Below are 18880 nucleotides of genomic sequence, written 5' to 3' on the forward strand. Positions count from 1 at the left end.
CTTCGAGCCGGCTTTACCCTACAACCGGGGCATGCTCGAGACGACCTATTTTCCGCGCCGCCTGATCCTGGCCGGCGCGATGATATCAGGGGTATTGCTGGCGCTTGCCGTCCATATGCTGGGCGCGCGTTACGGGCTCGATCTCGGCGGCCTGTGGCGATCCGCTACCCCTGAGTTCATGCCCGCAGGTGCGGCAATTGCATGGTGGCTGATCGCTTCCGTCGGCTTTTCCAGCGGCTACTTCACCGCCAACCTGATGCAGAGTGCGGTCTCCGGCCAGATTCCACAGCGGATGCGGCAATTCCTGATCGCGATCGGCGTGCTGATTCTTGCCGGCGCCGGCCAGTCCGCCGCCGCGCCGAGCCCGGTCCCGACCATTTCAGGCGTGCTGGCAGGCCTTGCGGCCTTATGTCTGGGAGCCGCGATGGCGTTCTGCGGCGCGCATTTTGCGCTGCGCAGGGCCTGAGCCGCGCCCGACCCTGCGCAGGTCAATTTCCCGGTTCCGCGTTGAGGCCACGAGTTCCAGAAGGCCGGCAAAACACCGGGTTGGGACGATGGGACGCGATTTGCAGCGGAACGCCGGACGGACCCCAAGGCGGTTCAGATCGTTAACGAAACGACACATGTAGGGCGTATGACGACGGCTGCGAGCGAAACCACAGGGCGGACTTGTCAAGTACTGCACATCGGACCGGTTTTGGCTTATGGGTCTTCGCGCACGGTACCTTTGACCGTCGACTGTCACCTGTCGTGACGGGTCTTTCTCATGTATCGCCGCCCCGCCGGGAGGATGAATGTATCGGCTGCTGACCGCGCTCGGGCGTGGCTTCAAGGAGAAGATCGGTTGGAAGCGGCTGGGGATCGCCGCGAGTCTTTTCATCATCACCATCGCCGTCATGACGCTGGTGCGCACCCTCAAGGGCGTCGATGGCGGAATAATCCTGACCGCGTTGACGGAAATCGCGCCGCATCGCATCGCGCTGGCCGCGCTCTGCGTGGTCGGCGCGTATTTCACGCTGACCTTCTATGATTTCTTCGCGCTGCGAACCATCGGCAAGAAGCACGTCCCCTATCGCATCGCCGCGTTGTCGAGCTTCACCAGCTACACCATCGGGCACAATATCGGCGCTACCGTTTTCACCGGCGGCGCGATCCGGTTCCGGATCTATTCGGACTACGGATTGAGCGCCATTGATGTCGCCAAGATCTGTTTTCTCTCAGGCCTGACCTTCTGGCTTGGCAACCTGTTCGTGCTCGGCATCGGCATGGCCTGGCATCCCTCGGCCGCGTCGGCGATGGATTTGCTGCCGCCCGCGGTCAACCGCCTGATCGCGATCGGCTGCCTTGCCGGCATTGCCGCCTATTTCGTCTGGCTGTTGATGGGCGAGGGTCGGCGTGAGCTCGGTCAGAATGGCTGGAAGGTGGTATTGCCTTCGGCCCGGCTGACCTTGCTGCAAGTCCTGATCGGGGTGGTCGATCTCGGTTTTTGCGCGCTGGCGATGTACCTGCTGATGCCGACCGAACCCTATATCGATTTCGTATCGCTGGCGGTGGTATTCATCCTGGCGACACTGCTCGGTTTTGCCAGCCACGCGCCTGGCAGCCTCGGGGTTTTCGACGCCGCCATGCTGGTGGCATTGCCGCAGTTCAGCAAGGAGGAACTGCTGGCGAGCCTGGTGGTGTTCAGGATCCTGTACTTTCTGATTCCCTTCGGCATCTCGATTTCGATCATGGGCGTGCGCGAACTCTGGCTCAGCGTACTGCAACCCTGGCTCGAGCGCCGCCGGCTCAGCGAGGCCTACACGGCCAAGGCGACGGTGCGTCAGCCGATCAACAATCGCCAACCCTGAGCCGGTAACGGCGTCGTTACCGACGCCGTTGGCGTTCTCGATCCGCCTGCGGCAGTTCTCTTATTTTTGCCTTACCGCTAACGTCAAAGGCGCCATGGCCGGAATTCACTCACGCATTCGCATGTCCATCGTGCTGTTCGCGGCGCTGTACGTGCCAGCCGCCTCCCCTGCGCAAGCCCAGACCACCGGGGGATACGGGCAACTGCAGATTTCGTGGGAGGTCCGCAACCGATTCCGTCTGTTCCGTGAGGAGCGGGATTTCCTGCTGCACGTCGAAAGCGGGCGCGGTCGCAGCATTCTCGCCTCGGAACAGGCGCTGGCGATCCAAAGCGATGGCCGCGGCTGGGCGCGCAACCCGGTCAACCGTCTCTGCATCGATCTCGCCGGCCGCGTCGGCGAGCCCTGTACACGCGACAACGTCAAGGAAAGTTATTTGACGCCGATCGACCATCCGGTCGTGGTCCGGCTGACCGGGGCGATACCGGTTGGCGCCACCTGCGCCTGGACCTTTGACGATGGCGATGGTCCGCAAGCGTCCACGCTCGACTGCGCCGAGCCGGTCAACCTCAGGGTTCGGTATGGTCGCGCCACGGTCGCGTCAGCCGATATCTCCAGCGCGGAAGGCAGCCAGCGCGTTGCCACCGAAATCGCGGTGCGTGATATTCTCATTGCCGGCCTCGGCGACAGCGTCGCCTCCGGTGAGGGAAATCCGGACCGGCCGATCGCCCTTGCCGATGAGGGCTTCTGCTTCCGCTCCTATCTGGGAACGGCAGCGGCGCAGTATTACCGCCCGAGCCGCGCCGGTTACAAAGGCGGGCGGGCCTGCGAGGCGCCCGACTCGCTGGCGGTCTGGCAGCGGCAGAGCGCGCTCTGGTTCAATCCGGCCTGCCATCGCTCGCTGTACAGCTATCAAACCCGGACCGCGCTGGCCCTGGCCGTGCAATATCCGCACATCGCGGTGACCTATCTACCGCTCGCCTGCACCGGTGCGACGATCGCCGACGGCCTGTTCGGCCCGCAGCGCGCCCGCGATTGCCTGCCGTCGAAAGCCGCCAGCCCCTGCCAGGGCACCGTCAACGGACAGTTGGCCGAACTGCGCGAAGCGGTCACCGCCTCGAAACGCCGTCAGCCCGACCGCAAGCTCGATATGGTATTGTTGTCGATCGGCGCCAACGACATCTATTTTTCCGGACTCGTTGCCGATGTGATCGTGGACACGCCGACCGAGCGGGCGTTACTTCGCCGCAGCGGGGTCATGGCCACGGTGGACGAAGCCCGCACGGCGATGACGAGAGATCTGCCGCAGGGCTTTGCCAGGCTGCGGGAGGCGTTGAAGCCGCTGGTGGGCGGCGACCTGTCGCGGGTGGTTTATACCTCCTACGCCAATCCGACGCTGGCCGCGGACGGCGCGCCCTGCCCTGGCGGACGCGCGGGCTTCGACATTCACCCCTCGTTCAACGCCCGGCCGGCGCGACTGGCCGCCGTGTCAAACTTTGTCGAGGGCGAATTCCTGCCGCAGTTGAAAGCGCTGGCGCTGTGCGAGGGCGGGATCCTGTGCCGCAGTCCGCGTACCGACCGCATGACCTTCGTCGACAGCCACCAGAACAAGTTTGCCGGCCGCGGCTTCTGCGCGCGCGCCGATAGCGATCCCGAGTTCGACCGGCAGTGCTTCTCCGCCAATGGCGACAGCTTCGACCCCGATATCGTCACATCGGCCAGCCAGCCGATGTTGTGCGGCCGCAGCGCCGGCGAATACCGCGCCTATCTGCCGCGCGCCCGCTGGATCCGCGACGCCAATGACAGCTACTTCGCGGCAATGACCTATCCGCAAGGCTTGCCGTCGTCGATGCAGCCGTCCGACATTCACGACGCGACCTGGGGCGTATTGTCGGCGGTGTACGGCGGCGCCGTGCATCCAAGCGCCGAAGGCCACGCCGCGATGGCTGACGCCGCATTGCCGGCCGCCGCCGCCTTGCTTCGGCTCGACGTGGCCGTGCCTGAAGTCACTTCGCAGCCGGTGCCGCCGATACCGGGCGCGGGCGGATTGAACTAGCGCACAGGTCCGGGTGCGGGAGCAGTTGCCGGCGCGATGGCTTTCTTGGCTGCCGTCGGGGCCTTCGCCGAACCCGCAGTCGGCTTCATCGCCGCCGCCTGCGCCGGCAGATATTTTGCGATGATCAGTGGATCAACCTGCGCCATCGCGGTGTCCGGCAGCCGGTTCCAGACCTCATCCTTGCCGAACAGCGAGATGCCGAGAAAGCCGCGCATCGTCAACGTCTGGCCGTCGGGACTGAGCGTCATCCGGGCCTTGTAGATCTTGCCGTCGCGCGGATCGAGCACGCTGCCGTCCTCGTATTTCAGGCCGTCGCGCATCATGTCGCGGATGAAGGACATGCCGAGGATCGGCGCGTTCTTGCGGTCGTCGGTGCATTTCGAGCAGACGTCGATCTTGTTCGGATCTTCGCCGGGAAGCGGAAACGCCTTTGCGATCACGCCCTCGAAAGTGGCGCCGCGATCAACCACGAGAAACCAGGCCACCGGCTTGCCGTTCTCGACCTTCTGCCACAACCCCGCCGCCGAAGGCTCCGCCGGCTGCGCCGCAACACCAGCGGTAAACATCAGCCCCATCACGATCGGCAGAATCAGTCGAAATCCGCAGCGTGCATTGCGCATCGTCATCACCTGAGTATTCACACAAAGAATGGCCGCAAACTAAGGCCATTTCGCGGACGGCACCAGCGCAGCGCCGGGAACCGCCGCGACCTGACCGGTCATATTCCTGTTGTAATCAGTTGACCCCGAGCTTCTTCTGCAGGCTCGACGAGGAGGTCGTGTACTGGAACACCAGCCGCTTGTCAGGATAGACGTAGCGGTGCGCCTTCTGCGCCATCAACGCGCCCTCGTGGAACCCGGACAAGATCAGCTTCAGCTTGCCGGGATAGGTGTTGATGTCGCCGATCGCGAAAATACCGGGTATGTTGGTTTCGAACGCCGCGGTGTCGACCGGGACCAGATTGTTCTCGAGCGCGACGCCCCAGTTCGCCACCGGACCGAGCTTCATGGTCAGCCCGAAGAACGGCAGCATCGTGTCGCATTCGACCTTCGAGACGGCGTTGTCTGCGCCTTTCATCACGGCGGCGGAGAGCTTGCCGCCCTCGCCTTCAAGCGAGGTAACCTGTCCGATCCTGAGATCCATCTTGCCGCCGGCCACAAGCGCGCGCATTTGCTCGACGCTATGGGGCGCGGCGCGAAAATCGTCGCGACGGTGCAGGAGCGTCACCCGCCTGGCGATCGGGTGAAGGTTGAGTGTCCAGTCGAGCGCGGAATCGCCGCCGCCGACAATCAGGATGTTCCGGTCGCGGAACTGTTCCATCTTGCGCACGGCATAAAACACCGAACTGCCTTCATAGGCCTCGATGCCGGGCACCGGCGGGCGCTTCGGCTGGAACGAGCCGCCGCCAGCGGAGATGACCACGACCCTGCATTCGAACACCTGGCCCGCGTCGGTAGTCACCCGAAAGCCGGGATCGCCGGTCTTCTCGATCGTCTCCACCATTTCGTTGAGATGGAAGGTCGGTTTGAACGGCTTGATCTGCTCAAGCAGCGCATCGGTCAGGCCCTGGCCGGTGACGAAGGGAATCCCGGGAATGTCGTAGATCGGTTTCTCCGGATAGAGCTCGGCGCACTGGCCGCCGATCTTATCGAGGATGTCGACCACATGCGCCTTGATGTCCAGCAGGCCCAGTTCGAAAACGGCGAACAGGCCGCACGGACCCGCACCAATAATCAGCACATCGGTTTTGATCGCTTCGCTCATATCGGCTTCTTTTCGGTTGAACCTGTCGGGAGAGCCGCAACTGTCTAGCCAAGGCGGCAGCAACAGGAAAGCCATAATATGGCGCTGGCGCCAGCCGCAACCCCTTGCCGCCATTCGGCAAGTGGGCTGTAAGGGAGCCAGACTTTCGGAGGTTGCAACGTGAATGCCCCCCTGCGCTCCGGCGCCAAGCCGCGCCTGGAAGATTTTCCCTATCGGTTGTCGGACAATGTCAGGTTTGCCGACCTCGACCCGAACCAGCACGTCAACAACGCGGTATATGCAACCTATTTCGAAACCGGACGCGTAACGCTGATGAAGGATCGCAGCTACGGGCTGATGCCGGAAGGCGTTAGCTGGATCATGGTCCGGCTCGACATGCATTTCCGCGCCGAATTGCGCTGGCCCGGCACGATCGAGATGGGACTTGGCGTCGTGAAGTTCGGCCGGACGTCAGTGACCTTCGATCAGGTGGTGTTTTCTGAAGGAGAATGCGTTGCGTCGGCGCAATCGGTATCGGTGTTGCTTGGTGAAGCTACTCGCAAACCGACGCCGTTGACCCCGGATATCCTGGCGAATTTTCAGCGCTGGATCCGGCGCGGCGTGAATCCGGCCTGAGAGACTCAAGCCTGCCGCTCGGGCGTCGACACCACCAGGCCGTCGAGATCATCGCTGACCTTGATCTGGCACGACAGTCGCGAATTCGGCCGCACGTCGAAGCCGAAATCCAGCATGTCCTCTTCCATCGGAGTAGGAGCTCCGGTCTTCGCGCGCCATGCCTCATCGACATAGACGTGACAGGTCGCGCACGCGCAGGCGCCGCCGCACTCGGCTTCAATGCCCGGAATGGCATTACGGATCGCGGCTTCCATCACGGTTGCCCCGTTCTCGACTTCAATGGTTCGTTTTTCGCCGGTATGGTCGACAAAGTGGATTTTGGCCATGATCGCTCGTGCTGCCGGAATGCGTAAGGAAGGTCCCGAAAGTCCTATAACGGGTCGATCCACGCAGCGCCAGCGGCCGGGATGAAAACCTTAAGGTCGCATTTTTCCGGGGTATTGCCGCCGCGGGCGGCCCCCGATCAAGACCGGCGCAAGACCGCTTCGATCGCCGCCCTGGCCTCCGAAACCGCACCGCCAAGCGCGGCCAGCGTCTCAGACGGGTCAGTACCTCGGCTGATGACCGTCTGCAGACGGGCAGCCACGTCGGCGACGGCAAAAGCCCCGATCGCACGTGCCGATCCCGACAGCGTATGCACCAGTGCCCCCGCATCGGTCGGCATGGTCGCGAGCGAGTCGATGAGCCTCGCCGACTGGGCCGAAAACATTGCCAGCACCTCCTGCTCAAGCCCGGCATCACCCAGCGTCATCCGCGCGAGGTGTTCAAAATCAATTGGCCCGTCATCCGGAGCAAGTGGCGGCGATGGCATCCATTCAATCCGTTCGAGGTTAAGCGACATGGGTTGCCCTTGCTGGGGTCGGCGCCGACCGAATGACCCGGACCAACCGCTCCCCAGCCAACCACCGCGAGGTTAACGAATAGTTTTCCCCACAATCCGCCTTGTATTCGCAACCTTTCTGCCGAAAAATTGCCTCATTCGGATGAAGCCCGCCAGAATTCTGTGCATCCTTAAGGCTTTAAGCAAAAAAGCTGTTAACGATGATTAACAATGTCTTAATGCAACCATTTCCTTCGTATGGCTCACCCCATAGGATGCTCGCGGATGTAACGGACAGCCGCCGAGGGGTCGTGGGCGGTCCGCTGGGGCATGACGTCGGCTTCGGGCTTGCAAGCGGTATTTTGCAAGAACGGCCGAACGCGTATTAGTTAGAGGGCTTCGACTGAACATGGCGAACACTCCCAAGAAGGTCAAAGATCCCACCGAAGTCGCGCTTTCGGCCATCCAGGAAGCGTTGAACATCAGCGATACGACCGTCGATACCAGCCGGAATTCGTTCGGGAAGGAATTCGCGCCTCCCGCCAGCGCCTCCGCTGCCGCCACCTATCCTGACGCGCGCCTTGACGCGCGCGCGAGCGCGGAACGACAAGCCTATGACTCGATCGAAGAGACGCGCCCCCGACGCGCCGCCAACGACGATCGCGAAACCATTGGACAGATTCTGCAGGCCATCCAGAAGGGCCGCCCTGCCCGCAGCGTCTATACGCTTGCCACCATCTTCGGCGGCATCTGGCTGATCGGCTGCGTTCTTCTGAGCCTCAGCTTCCTCCCCGCGCTGCAGACCGCGATCGGGCAAAGCAGCGGCGGCGTGCTGGTGCTCGGCGGGCTTGCGGCACTGTTCTTTGCCCCGGTGCTGTTGTTCTATTTCCTCGCCAGCCTCGCCTGGCGCGGCCAGGAGATGCGCATGATCGCGCAATCGATGGCGCAGGTCGCGATCCGGTTCTCCGAGCCGGAAGGTGCCGCCTCCGACTCCATGGTAACGGTCGGTCAGGCGATCCGCCGGGAAGTCGCGGCGATGGGCGACGGCGTCGAACGCGCGATCGCGCGCGCCGGCGAACTGGAAACGCTCGTCGCCAATGAAGTCGCAGCACTTGAGCGCGCCTACACCGACAATGAAGTGCGCATTCGCGCGCTGCTGCAGGACATCGCGCATCAACGCGACAATCTCGTCGGCCAGGCCGAGCAGGTTCGCAGCGCCATTTCCGGGGTCCAGATCGACCTCCGCCACGACATCGCGCTGATCTCGGACGCGATCGCCTCGCGTGTCGACGAAGTCGCCAAGAGCATCACCGGCGCGCTGGAAGAGCGCGGCCAGCACATCACGAGCGCCCTCAGTAACGCCGGTGACAACATGATCCTGGCGCTCGGCGAGCGCGGCGGCGACCTGCTCGACCGCCTCGAGGAGGCCAGCGCCGAAACCACGCGCGCGGTGCTCGACGCCTCCGAACGGCTCACCGCCAGCCTCAACTTCAAGACCGGCCACGTGCATGACGAGTTCGTCGATCTGGCCGATCGGGTCCACGAGATGCTGAACGAGCGCATCGATCGCATCACCGGCGAATTCGAACAGCGCTCATCGAGCATCGTCGACGGCATCTCCGAACGCACCGAACAGGTGCACGACTCCCTGAAGAACTCCTCCGACTCGCTGCTGCTCGAGCTCGAGTTGCGCAGCGGCGATCTCGTCAACAAGATCGACGAGGCTGGCAACCGCCTGGCAACCCGCATCATGTCCTCCGGCGACAAGGCCAGCGATGCGCTGGATGTAACCGTCAATACCCTCGTCGCCAAGGTCGTCAGCCAGACCGAGACGGCGCATGACAGCCTCTCGCTGCAGATGAACGCCTTCGACGAGCTGATGAAGCACCAGGGCGGCGAACTCGCGGAAAGATTCGCCCGCGACAGCGGCACGCTGGGGGCGCTGATCACGCGCCACATCTCGGAGTTCGATCGCACCGTCAAGACGTTCGGCGGCGAGATCGTCGAACGCATGGGCCAGCGGACGCAGGAGATCGCCGAAAACTTGAAGAGTTACGTCGATAATTTCGACCACCGCCTGACTTCCAACGGCGGCGAGATCACCGCCTCGCTGGATCAACGCCTGCTGCAGTTCGAAACCACGCTCGGCACCAAGATCACCTCGTTCGACGAGACCGTCGACGGCCGCCTGAAGTCGCTGGAACTGACCTTCGACAGCCGCGCCAAATCCGTCACCGAAACCATCGACGGCCGCCTCGGCACGCTCGCGACCTCGCTCAGCGAAGGCGCGGCGCAGGCGATCCAGTCGATTGACCAGCGGCTTGGCCTGCTCGCCTCCTCGCTCACCGACGGCACGGCGCAGGCGATCGCGGCAGTCGACCACCGGATTTCGAACGTCATCCAGACTTTCGATGGTCGCAGCAGCTATCTGACCGAGAGCATCTCGGCGCGGTTCCAGGAAATCCACCAGGGCATCGAGACCCGCGTCGGCGCCATCGCCTCCGACATCGACACCCGCGTCGCGCAGTTCGAGGATTTGCTCGGCTCCCGCGTCGAAGCCGTGGCTGGACGCATCGAAAGCAGCGGCCGTCAGGCCAGCGAAGACCTGATGGCACGCGCGGACATGTTGTCCGCCGGCATCAAGTCGCATGTCGAGGACGCCGAGCGCTCGCTGACGAACCTGGTTGTCAATACTTCCGAGACCATCCAGACCGGCGCACGAGCCGCTCAGACGACGCTGGTATCGGCCTCGTCCGAAGCCGCGACCCAGATCAAGTCGCTGGCCGCCGACGTCGAGCGCACGCTCTCGGCCGCCGGCAGCGCCACCGCAGCATCCGTGCTCGCCGGCGCCCGCGAGGCCCAGAACACGCTGGTCAACGCGTCCGCGGACGCCGCCCACCAGGTCAAGTCGCTGGCGAGCGACGTCGAGCGTTCGCTGGCCGCCGTCACCGCCAACACCACCGACAACATCCAGACCAGCGCGCAGAACGCGCAGAGCGCGCTGGTGGCCGCGTCGAACGAAGTCAGCTCGAAGGTGAAATTGACCACGGCCGATGTCGAACGTTCGGTGCTCGCCGCCAGCAGCAGCTTTGGCGCGGCGATGACCGGCAAGACCGACGAAATCGTCACCTACGTCCAGCAGCAGACCGATCGCCTGGCGCAGCTCGTGGACAACCGCCGCGGTTCGCTGGTCGAGGCGCTCAGCGCCAAGGCTACGCTGCTCACGAGCGACATCGACCGTGTTACCGCCGACGCCTTGATGGCGATCGAAAACCGCAGCCAGACGTTCTCGCAGTCGATGGCAAACCACGGCTCGGACGTTGCGCGCTCGATTTCCTCCGCAGGCGACCTCGCCACCAGCGCGGTGGCCAAGTCGCTGAAGGATCTCGAACAGGCGTCGCGCTCGGCGATCGACCAGTCGCGCCAGGTCTCGGTCGCCGCCGTCACCGAGATGCAGGAGACCAGCAAGATCCTGCGCACCGACACGGTGGCGCTGTTCGAACGGCTGCGGGAAGGCAACATCCTGCTGCAGGAGGTGCTGACCGGCGCCCACGACAACCTCAACTCGCTGGAGCGAGCGCTGGTGACCCGGGTGGCCGACTTCGTGTCCGCCATGAATGACGTGACCTCGCGCAACGGCGCCGCGACACAGACACTGGAAGACCAACTGACCCTGTTCAACGCCAAGACGGCGAAGGCGCTGGAAAACCTGGGTTCGCTGTCGAGCGAGTTCGACAGCCACGGCAAGGCGCTGGTCGAAGCCGCAGCGGTGGTCGAAAAGTCCAACCTCAACACCGCCACCACGGTCAGCGAACGGAAGTCGCAGCTTGAATCGCTGGTGAGCGCCATCGACCTGCGCACTGCCGACCTCGAGCAGCGCCTGTCGCGTTTCAGCAGCCTGCTCGACGAATCGCTCGCCGCGGCCGAGGAGCGCGCCCGCGATATCGCGCGCGTGGTGGCGGAAACCGCGGGCGCCGGATCGGCCACGATCAGCCGGCAGTTCGAGGCGGTCCGGGTCGCGGCCGAAAACGAACGGCGACTGACCCTCGATGCCATGAGCGAGATGTACCAGCACAGCGCCCACGAAACCGACGAGATGTTCAAGCAGTCGACCGAGCGCTTCGGCACAATGGTGCAGGCCATGAAGCAGATGGCCACCGAGATGCATCAGGAACTGGAAGCGACGCGCAACGAGTTGCGCCGCGGCGTGCTGGACATGCCGCAGGAGGCGGCCGACAGCACCGCGCAGATGCGCAAGGTGATCGTCGACCAGATCGAAGCGCTCGCCGAGCTTAACCGGATCGTCGCCCACCACGGCCGCGGCCTTGACGTCGTCAGCGTCGGTCGCGCCAGCGCCCTCCGTCCGGAGGAGCCCGTGATGGCGACAGCGACCGCCGGCCGCAATGAGGCGCGCATGCGCGACGCCGGCAGCGCGTCGAACCTGCCGCCGCCGGACCTTGGCATGCCGGCGTCACGCCGCACCGAAGCCCCATCGGTCTCGCCCGCGGGCCAGGACGGCGCACGCGACGGATGGCTGTCCGACCTCCTCAGCCGCACCGATGCGGGCGGCGCTGGCGGACGCGAGATTCCGCGCGGCCGTCCGCCGCAGGGAGTGACCAATCCGCTGGAGTCGCTGTCGCTGGACATCACCCGGCTGATGGACCGAAATCTCGCCGCCGAAATGTGGGATCGATACCAGCGCGGCGAGGGCAAAGCCTTCACCAAGCGGCTCTACACCCCGGCCGGACAGAAGGCGTTCGACGAGGTGTCCCGCAAATATCGCGCCGACCGCGCCTTCAAGCAGACGGTCGACCGCTACATCGCCGAATTCGAGCGTCTGCTCGACGACGTCGCGCGCGAGGACCGCGGCCCGCAGGCATTGCGCGGCCACCTCACCTCGGAAACCGGCCTCGTCTATACGCTGCTGGCGCACGCCGCGGGTCGGCTGGCGTAAGCGGGCGAGTAGCGACTAGCGAGTGGCGAATCGAGAGACGGAGACCTCGCGGTTCCGTTTGCCTTGGATCCCGCGGGCTTGCGAGCCTATTCACTACTCGCTATTCACTACTCGCTATTCGCTACCCGCCATTCGCCGCCTACTGCTTCTTCTGTCCGCGCGGCGGCGCGGCCGCGGTTGGCGCCTGCCTTGGCGGGGCCGTTGCGGCTGGCGCCGGCTCCGCCGGCGCGGCGTTGCTGCTTCCGCCGAAGATGACCCGGCTCGGGTTGCGGTCGAAATTGTTCACGGCGCGGCTGATGTCGGAGAGCGTGCGGCGACCGTCGGCCATCAGCGCGCCCGACCGCTTGTCGAAATCCTCGGCGAGTTCGCGGATCGACTTGACCATCAGGTTGAGTTCGCCGCCGGCGGCGCCGCCCGCGATGGTGTTCAGCCCGAGCATCAGGCTGTCGGCCTTACCCATCACGCCGTCGACCCTGAGCATGACGTTGTCGATCTTCTCGGAGTTGCGCGCCAGCGCGCCGGTGAAGGTTTCCAGGTTCCGCAACGAGTTCTTCACCGACTCTTGGTTGTCGGCGACGATGCGGTTGACGTTCTGCAGCGTGGCGCGGATCGCCTCCGTCACGTCCTGCAGCGCATTCGGATCGGCGGTCAGCACCGGAACCCCGTCCTCATCAAGCGGCACCGGAGCCGCGGCTTCCTCGCCACCCTTCAGCGAGATCGCCGCAACGCCGGTCAATCCCTGAAATTCGAGGCCCACCAGGGTGTCCTTGCGGATCGGGGCGTTGTTCTCGACCATCGCCAGCGCCACCACGCGACGCGGGTTGTCGAGCTTGACGGACACCACCTCCCCTATTCGGATACCATTAAAATTGACGCTGCCGCCGTTGCGCAGGCCGGACGCCGGGCCTTCGAAGACGATGCGGATCGGGCTGCGCTGCTTGGTGGTGTGCAGGCTCTGGAACCACAGCACAAAGCCGAACGCCGCGGCGAACACCGCCAGCGTGAAGGCTCCGATCAGGACGTAGTTCGCCCGCGTTTCCATCCTCAGGCCACTCCGGTGTCGGCATCCGCGCAGCCCCGCTGCCCGGACCCCGCTCTATAGCTGTTGTTTGGCACGATCTCTTCCGAAGGGATCATGCCCCCATCACCGCACGGGCGCGCTTGCCGTGGAAATATTGCCTCAGCCACGGATGCTGCGAGGCCTGCATGTCGGCAATCGTTCCCGCGGCAATGATCTTGCCGCTTCCCAAAACAGCGATGCGGTCACATGCCGTGTAAAGGCTGTCGAGGTCATGGGTTACCATGAAAACCGTCAAGCCCAAAGTACGCTGCAGAGTACGGACCAATTCGTCGAAATCGCCGGCCCCGATCGGATCCAGGCCCGAGGTCGGCTCGTCTAGGAACACCAGTTCGGGATCGAGCGCCAGCGCGCGCGCCAGCGCCACGCGCTTGACCATTCCGCCGGAAAGCTCGGACGGAAAGCGGTCGGCGACTTCGGGCCGCAGGCCCACCATGCCAAGCTTGGCCACCATGATCTCGTCGAGCAGCCGCTGCGAGAGGTTGAGATATTCGCGCACCGGAAACTGGATGTTCTGCCGCACGGTGAGCGAGGAAAACAGCGCGCCATGCTGAAACAGGATGCCCCAGCGGCGCTCGACGCTGCGGCGCTGCGCGGCATCGGCCGCGTCGAGATCGACGCCGAACACCTCGATGCGGCCGCTGCGCTTCGGCACGAGGCCGATGATGGTGCGCGTCAACACCGACTTGCCGGCGCCGGAGGGGCCGACAAAGCCGAGGATCTCGCCGCGCCGGACGTCGAGATTGAGCCCGTCGAGCACCCGCGTCTTGCCGAACTGCACGGTGATGTCGCGAACCCGGATGATGGCATCGGTCATCTCGCCCGCCATGGCTACATTCCAATCGATGCGAAGAAGATGGCGAACACGCCGTCCATCACGATCACGAAGAAAATTCCCTTCACCACCGAGGATGTCGTGTGCTGCCCGAGCGACTCGGCGCTGCCCTGCACGGAAAGTCCCTCGACGCAGGCCACGATGCCGATCACCGCGGCCATGACCGGCGCCTTGATCATGCCGACGACGAAATGGTCGATCGAGATCGCGTCGCGCAGCCTCAGCAGGAAAGCCTCGGGCTCGACGCCGCCATAGAGCCACGCCACCAGCCCGCCGCCATAAAGCGCGGCCATCGCGCCGAGGAAAGCCAGGATCGGCAACGCCAGCACCAGCGCCAGCATCCGCGGCAGGATCAGCACCTCGATCGGATCGAAGCCCATGGTGCGCAGCGCGTCGATTTCCTCCCGCATCTTCATCGAGCCGAGTTCGGCGGTGTAGGCCGAGCCCGAGCGGCCCGCCACCATGATCGCCACCAGCAGCACGCCGATCTCGCGCAGCACCAGCACGCCCAGCATGTCGACCACGAAGATATCCGCGCCGAACTTGCGGAAGTGGAAAATGCCCTGCTGCGAGATGATGCAGCCGATCAGGAAGGTGATCAGCACCACGATCGGCACCGCGCGCCAGCATACCTGCTCCAGGTGATGCACCGTGGAGGTCAGGCGGAAGCCGCGGGGACGGATGATGACCCGGCCGGCGGCGGCCAGCACCGCGCCCAGCATGTCGATCAACCCGATCAGCGTGCCGCCGACGCCGGCGACGCTGCGGCCGATCTGTTCCAGCATGCCCGTGATGGTCACGGAGCTGGCCTCGACGATCGGCTCGGCCTTCACCCGGCGCACCTCGTCGACCAGGCTCGCATAATTGGCCGAGAGCCCGGCGATCTGCGCCTCGGTGCCGCCCCGGCTGAGACTGCGGCGAAGCCGCTCGATCAGCCAGGCGCCGAAAGTGTCGAGCTTCGACACCCGCGATGCGTCGATGAAGATGTTGGGGCGGGTGCCGCCGAGCGCTTCGGCGTCGGCCACCATCCGTTCCAGCATCGGAGCAAACCGCGCCGTCCACGAGCCCGTGGCGCACAGCGCCAGCGCGTTGCCGCTGGCTATCCGCTCCAATGTCGGGTCGCCGCTCAAGATGTCCATCCTTCGGCCGATACGCTCCTGATGCCAGAACACCAGGTTCCGCGCCACTTGGCCTTGTCGAATCCGTCCCTAACCAGCCATAGTTGGCTGCAGCGAGCAAGCGCACGGTCCAGAAATCGCCATACGTTAAAATGACTTCCACCGAATTCCCAAAGCTTTCCGCAGCGATCGAACGCTGGCCCATCGCCGGCGCCTTCACGATCAGCCGGGGCGCCAGGACCGAGGCCGTGCTTGTGGTCGCGACCGTCAGCCAGGGCGACCATGTCGGGCGCGGCGAATGCGTGCCCTACCCCCGTTACGGCGAGACCCCGGAAGCAACGCTGAAAGCCCTCGCGGCGATGCAGAGGGAGCTTGCCAAAGGACTGGACCGGCAATCGCTGCAGCGGGCGATGCCTGCCGGCGCGGCGCGGAACGCGCTCGACTGCGCGCTGCTGGACCTTGAGGCCAAGGCCGCCGGCAAGCGGGCCTGGGCGCTGCTCGGCCGACCGGCACCGCGGCCCTGCATCACCGCGTTCACGATTTCGCTGGGAACTCCGGCGGCGATGGCGGCGGCGACCGAGGCAGCCGCGCATCGGCCCTTGCTCAAGATCAAGCTTGGCGGTGACGGCGACGGCGCGCGGATATCAGCGGTGCGCAAGGCCGCTCCCCGGACCGAACTGATCGTGGATGCGAACGAGGCCTGGACACCGGACAATCTCGAACAAAACCTCGCCGCCTGCGCCGAGGCCGGCGTGACGCTGGTCGAGCAACCATTGCCGGCCGGCCAGGATGAGGCGCTGGCGCGCATCAAGCGGCCGGTCGAGGTCTGCGCCGACGAAAGCGTGCATGATCGCGCCTCGCTGGCCGCCCTTCGCGGGCGCTACGACGCCGTCAACATCAAGCTCGACAAGACCGGCGGGCTGACGGAGGCGCTGACGATGGCGGAAGCCGCGCACGCGCTCGGCTTCGAGATCATGATCGGCTGTATGGTCGCGACGTCGCTGGCGATGGCCCCGGCCATGCTGATTGCCCACCAGGCCCGGTTCGTCGACCTCGACGGACCGCTACTGCTGGCGCGCGACCGCGACGGCGGCCTGCGCTATGATGGCAGCCTGATCTATCCGCCGGAAGCCGCATTGTGGGGCTGATGCGCAAAGCGTCAACGCCTTGCGCATCCGTTAGCGCGACCCGGTGCCCGCTTCCCTTGCCAACGCTCTGAGCCGCCCGCGCGCCAGCCACATGACGCCAGCGGCGACCAGCGCCATCGCCGCCATCAGGTAATAGACCCGCTGGCCGTAGCCCGCATAGACCATGCCCGACAGGATCGACGCTACCGAGGTGACGATGCCGCCGCAGGCCGCGAGGTAGCCCTGCCCGCGCGCCATCATGTGGATCGGCACGTGGCGCACCAGAAGGCTCATGGTGCCGACCTGGGTCAGGCCGTAGGTCAGTCCATGCGCGAGCTGTACCATCGCCAGCAGCGCGACCGACGGCTCCTGCGCGGTGATCAGCCAGCGCGCCACCGCGCTGAGTGCTGCTATCACCACCAGGAGCGCCGGCGAGAGCGTGAAGCGCGGCGACAGCGCGAACACCACAATCTCGGCGAGCACGCCCAGCACCCACAGCCCGGCAATGGTCAGTCCGTTCAGCCCGGCCGCCTGCCAGCTGATCGAGGCGAAGGTGTAATAGGCCGCGTGGCTGCCCTGGATCAGCGCCGACGTGAAGATGATGGCGAGGAAGCCGGGATCGCGCAGCAGCGCGCTCGCGCCCTTGACTGCCGCCGCAGCGGCCTTGGGACGGTCCAGCGGCTGCAATCCCAGGCTGGCGATCGCGCCGAGCGCGGCGACCCCGGCGATCACCCAGATCAGGTGCGTGGCCGCGACGACATCGACCAGCATCCCGCAGGCCAGCGCCCCCACCACGAAAGCCGCCGAGCCCCACAGCCGCAGCGGGCCGTAGTTCAGGCCGAACCGCGCCACGCCCCGCAGCGCGTAGGCGTCGGTCAGTGGAATCAGCGGCGTCCAGAACGAGCAGGTAACGACATAGACGAGCAGCACCGCGAACGGCAGATGTTGCGTGCCGATCACGGCAAAGCCGAGCGCGGTCGCCAGCGCGGTGACGATCAGCGCCCCACGCAGCGAGAACCGCTCCGCCAGGCTGGTCACGACGGGCAGCACCGTAAACCGCGTCAGCGAGGGTACCGCGGCGATGACACCGATCCACCATGCGTCGATGCCGACTGCCTTCAGCCAGACTGTGAAAAACGGCAGATGGGCGCCGATCATGCCGAAGGTCGCGCCGTAAAACAGCGACAGCCTGACGGCGAATCGCCGCGATGCGCCCTTGGAATCGATGGGGATTTGTGATTCGCTTGACATCAAATAAACTGTGATTTGCCCGATATCGCGTTGTTTCGTTATCGCAACGCGCGGTAATTTGCGCGAAGAGTTTATCATGGCCGATGAAGTATTCGCTCTCTCGCCGATCTCAGCTCGCGCCGCGATGCCGAGCGAGGCTGACTATGCCGCGATCAGCGAAGCCTTCATGGAGACGTCGCGGGGCCGCTGGTTCCTGACCGAGTACGCCAAGCGCAACCGCAATGCCGACACCCGCATGGTGCTGGATGCGGTGGCGCGGATCGAGCAGAGCCTGGCGGCCCACAAGGAAGAAGCCCTGCAGAGCGAGGAAAGCCTGCAGCGCGAGGAAAGCCTGCGCCAGGAAGCAAGCCTGGCGGCGCAGGAGCGGGCCGCGGCCGCCGCGGCCGCAGCCGCCGCCGAGGACAGCCTTGCCAAGGCGCTCGCCGCGATTCGCGGGGCGGTCGCAGCGGCACAGGAATCGGCGAGCGAAGCGCTCGACAGCCTCGCGCTGGAACAGCGGCTGGCGCCGGTCCGCAAGGGCGCGCGGGTGCTGCGCGAGATCGCCTGGCGGCTTCGGGAAATCGGCAATGACGGGCGCATCTGCGACCTGATCGATTCGCAGGTCACCGTCATCGAAAAGGGCGTCGAACAGATTTCCTCCGATCAGGCAACGGCGGCGCTGAGCGCAGCCTTCGCCATGCTGGAGGGGCAGCTTGAGCAGTTCGGCGACCCCCACCGCGCGCTCGCCCCTGACACCGATGCCGCGGCGACGGCCGAGGCCATCGAGGCGACTTCTGCGCCCGAAGCGTCCGATTCGCCGGCTGAAGCGGTTTCGGGCGAGGCGGAAACCGGCCCGCATCTGGAAGTCGCATCAAATCAAGAAGCTGGGGCCTCGCTGCGAGACGGAAATGACGCCGGCCTCGCCGAAGCCGCGCTGGCCGAAACGGAAGTCGGGTTGGCGGCAGCGGACGCATCCGCGGCGACTGCACCCGACGGCGATACCGCCGACGCCGATGACGACGCGGTTCTCGACATGATCGCGATGGAAATGGGCGCACCGGACCCGATCGATGACGAAGAGACTGTCGCGGTGGCCACCGAGCCGGCCGATCTGGCCGAAGCGTCCGCGCCAATCGAGCCGCCGATTCGAGCCGCGGTTCAGCCTGCGCCAGCCGCTGCGAAGGCCGAGTCTGGCGCGCCGCCGGCGGACGACTCGCTCGGCTCGTCCATCATTGCGCGCGGCATGATGCGCAAGCCTGCCCATTCGGCCAGCGACGCGCTCGCGCCGATCCGGCGCATGAGCCAGGCCGAGCGGATCGCGCTGTTCTCCTGACAACGGCCGCGCTGAAGACGCCAGGCGCGTTTGCTGCATCCGCGAGCCTCGCTTTCCGATTGATTCAGCGCCGCGCCAGGATCAAGCTGGCGCGATGGTCGTC

The 18880-nt window shown here is 65.2% G+C and carries 15 protein-coding genes; 7 read left to right on the forward strand and 8 right to left on the reverse strand.

Translation table 11 applies throughout. The features are described from left to right. The first annotated feature begins 31 nt into the window (after nt 1–31). From Q0D31_RS08250 to Q0D31_RS08260, 3 genes are all read left to right on the forward strand, one after another. On the forward strand, nt 32–466 hold the full coding sequence (locus tag Q0D31_RS08250) for a hypothetical protein (protein WP_291848233.1): 435 nt from the start codon (nt 32–34) through the stop codon (nt 464–466). Between the two features lie 328 nt (nt 467–794). Beyond that, nucleotides 795–1850: a YbhN family protein gene (locus Q0D31_RS08255; RefSeq protein WP_291848235.1), complete on the forward strand. Its 1056-nt coding sequence runs from the start codon at nt 795–797 to the stop codon at nt 1848–1850. A 94-nt stretch (nt 1851–1944) separates the two neighbouring features. Beyond that, the gene (locus Q0D31_RS08260) at nt 1945–3903 is read left to right on the forward strand and encodes a hypothetical protein (protein ID WP_291848238.1); all 1959 of its coding nucleotides are present in this window, start codon (nt 1945–1947) and stop codon (nt 3901–3903) included. Here Q0D31_RS08260 and Q0D31_RS08265 read toward each other — a convergent pair. Next, a complete protein-coding gene (locus Q0D31_RS08265; protein ID WP_291849157.1) occupies nt 3900–4478 on the reverse strand; it encodes a DUF2147 domain-containing protein in 579 nt (192 codons plus the stop codon). The genes Q0D31_RS08260 and Q0D31_RS08265 overlap by 4 nt on opposite strands. 160 nt (nt 4479–4638) lie before the next feature. Then, nucleotides 4639–5667 (reverse strand): NAD(P)/FAD-dependent oxidoreductase, encoded by a 1029-nt coding sequence (locus Q0D31_RS08270; RefSeq protein WP_291848242.1) that lies wholly within the window; start codon nt 5665–5667, stop codon nt 4639–4641. Between the two features lie 159 nt (nt 5668–5826). Between Q0D31_RS08270 and Q0D31_RS08275 the strand changes: the two genes are divergently transcribed. Next, entirely contained in the window at nt 5827–6282 is a 456-nt protein-coding gene (locus Q0D31_RS08275) for a thioesterase family protein (protein WP_291848245.1), read from the forward strand. 5 nt (nt 6283–6287) lie between these two features. Here the strand turns inward: Q0D31_RS08275 and Q0D31_RS08280 are convergent, their stop codons facing one another. Continuing rightward, a complete protein-coding gene (locus Q0D31_RS08280; protein ID WP_291848248.1) occupies nt 6288–6608 on the reverse strand; it encodes a 2Fe-2S iron-sulfur cluster-binding protein in 321 nt (106 codons plus the stop codon). A gap of 137 nt (nt 6609–6745) precedes the next feature. Further along, complete coding sequence (locus Q0D31_RS08285; RefSeq protein WP_291848252.1) at nt 6746–7123, reverse strand: Hpt domain-containing protein; 378 nt, start codon at nt 7121–7123, stop codon at nt 6746–6748. Between the two features lie 388 nt (nt 7124–7511). Here Q0D31_RS08285 and Q0D31_RS08290 point away from each other — a divergent pair, with 388 nt between their 5' ends. Next, nucleotides 7512–12056, forward strand: a complete 4545-nt coding sequence (locus Q0D31_RS08290; RefSeq protein WP_291848256.1) for a hypothetical protein — start codon at nt 7512–7514, stop codon at nt 12054–12056. 139 nt (nt 12057–12195) lie between these two features. On the opposite strand, the gene Q0D31_RS08295 is transcribed toward Q0D31_RS08290, so the two are convergent. From Q0D31_RS08295 to Q0D31_RS08305, 3 genes are all read right to left on the reverse strand, one after another. After that, nucleotides 12196–13098 carry an MlaD family protein gene (locus Q0D31_RS08295; RefSeq protein ID WP_291848260.1) on the reverse strand — a complete coding sequence of 301 codons (903 nt, stop codon included), beginning with the start codon at nt 13096–13098 and terminating at the stop codon, nt 12196–12198. A gap of 91 nt (nt 13099–13189) precedes the next feature. Beyond that, the gene (locus tag Q0D31_RS08300) at nt 13190–13963 is read right to left on the reverse strand and encodes an ABC transporter ATP-binding protein (RefSeq protein ID WP_291848264.1); all 774 of its coding nucleotides are present in this window, start codon (nt 13961–13963) and stop codon (nt 13190–13192) included. 2 nt (nt 13964–13965) lie between these two features. Continuing rightward, nucleotides 13966–15099: an ABC transporter permease gene (locus Q0D31_RS08305; protein WP_291849160.1), complete on the reverse strand. Its 1134-nt coding sequence runs from the start codon at nt 15097–15099 to the stop codon at nt 13966–13968. A gap of 140 nt (nt 15100–15239) precedes the next feature. Between Q0D31_RS08305 and dgcA the strand changes: the two genes are divergently transcribed. Further along, nucleotides 15240–16235: an N-acetyl-D-Glu racemase DgcA gene (dgcA, locus tag Q0D31_RS08310; RefSeq protein ID WP_291848267.1), complete on the forward strand. Its 996-nt coding sequence runs from the start codon at nt 15240–15242 to the stop codon at nt 16233–16235. 30 nt (nt 16236–16265) lie between these two features. On the opposite strand, the gene Q0D31_RS08315 is transcribed toward dgcA, so the two are convergent. Next, nucleotides 16266–17465: an MFS transporter gene (locus Q0D31_RS08315; RefSeq protein ID WP_291848271.1), complete on the reverse strand. Its 1200-nt coding sequence runs from the start codon at nt 17463–17465 to the stop codon at nt 16266–16268. 76 nt (nt 17466–17541) lie between these two features. On the opposite strand from Q0D31_RS08315, the gene Q0D31_RS08320 reads away from it, so the two are divergent. After that, entirely contained in the window at nt 17542–18777 is a 1236-nt protein-coding gene (locus Q0D31_RS08320; protein WP_291848274.1) for a hypothetical protein, read from the forward strand. Nucleotides 18778–18880: the final 103 nt, after the last annotated feature.

Source organism: Bradyrhizobium sp. (assembly GCF_022844465.1).
In the GTDB taxonomy this organism is placed as follows: domain Bacteria; phylum Pseudomonadota; class Alphaproteobacteria; order Rhizobiales; family Xanthobacteraceae; genus Bradyrhizobium.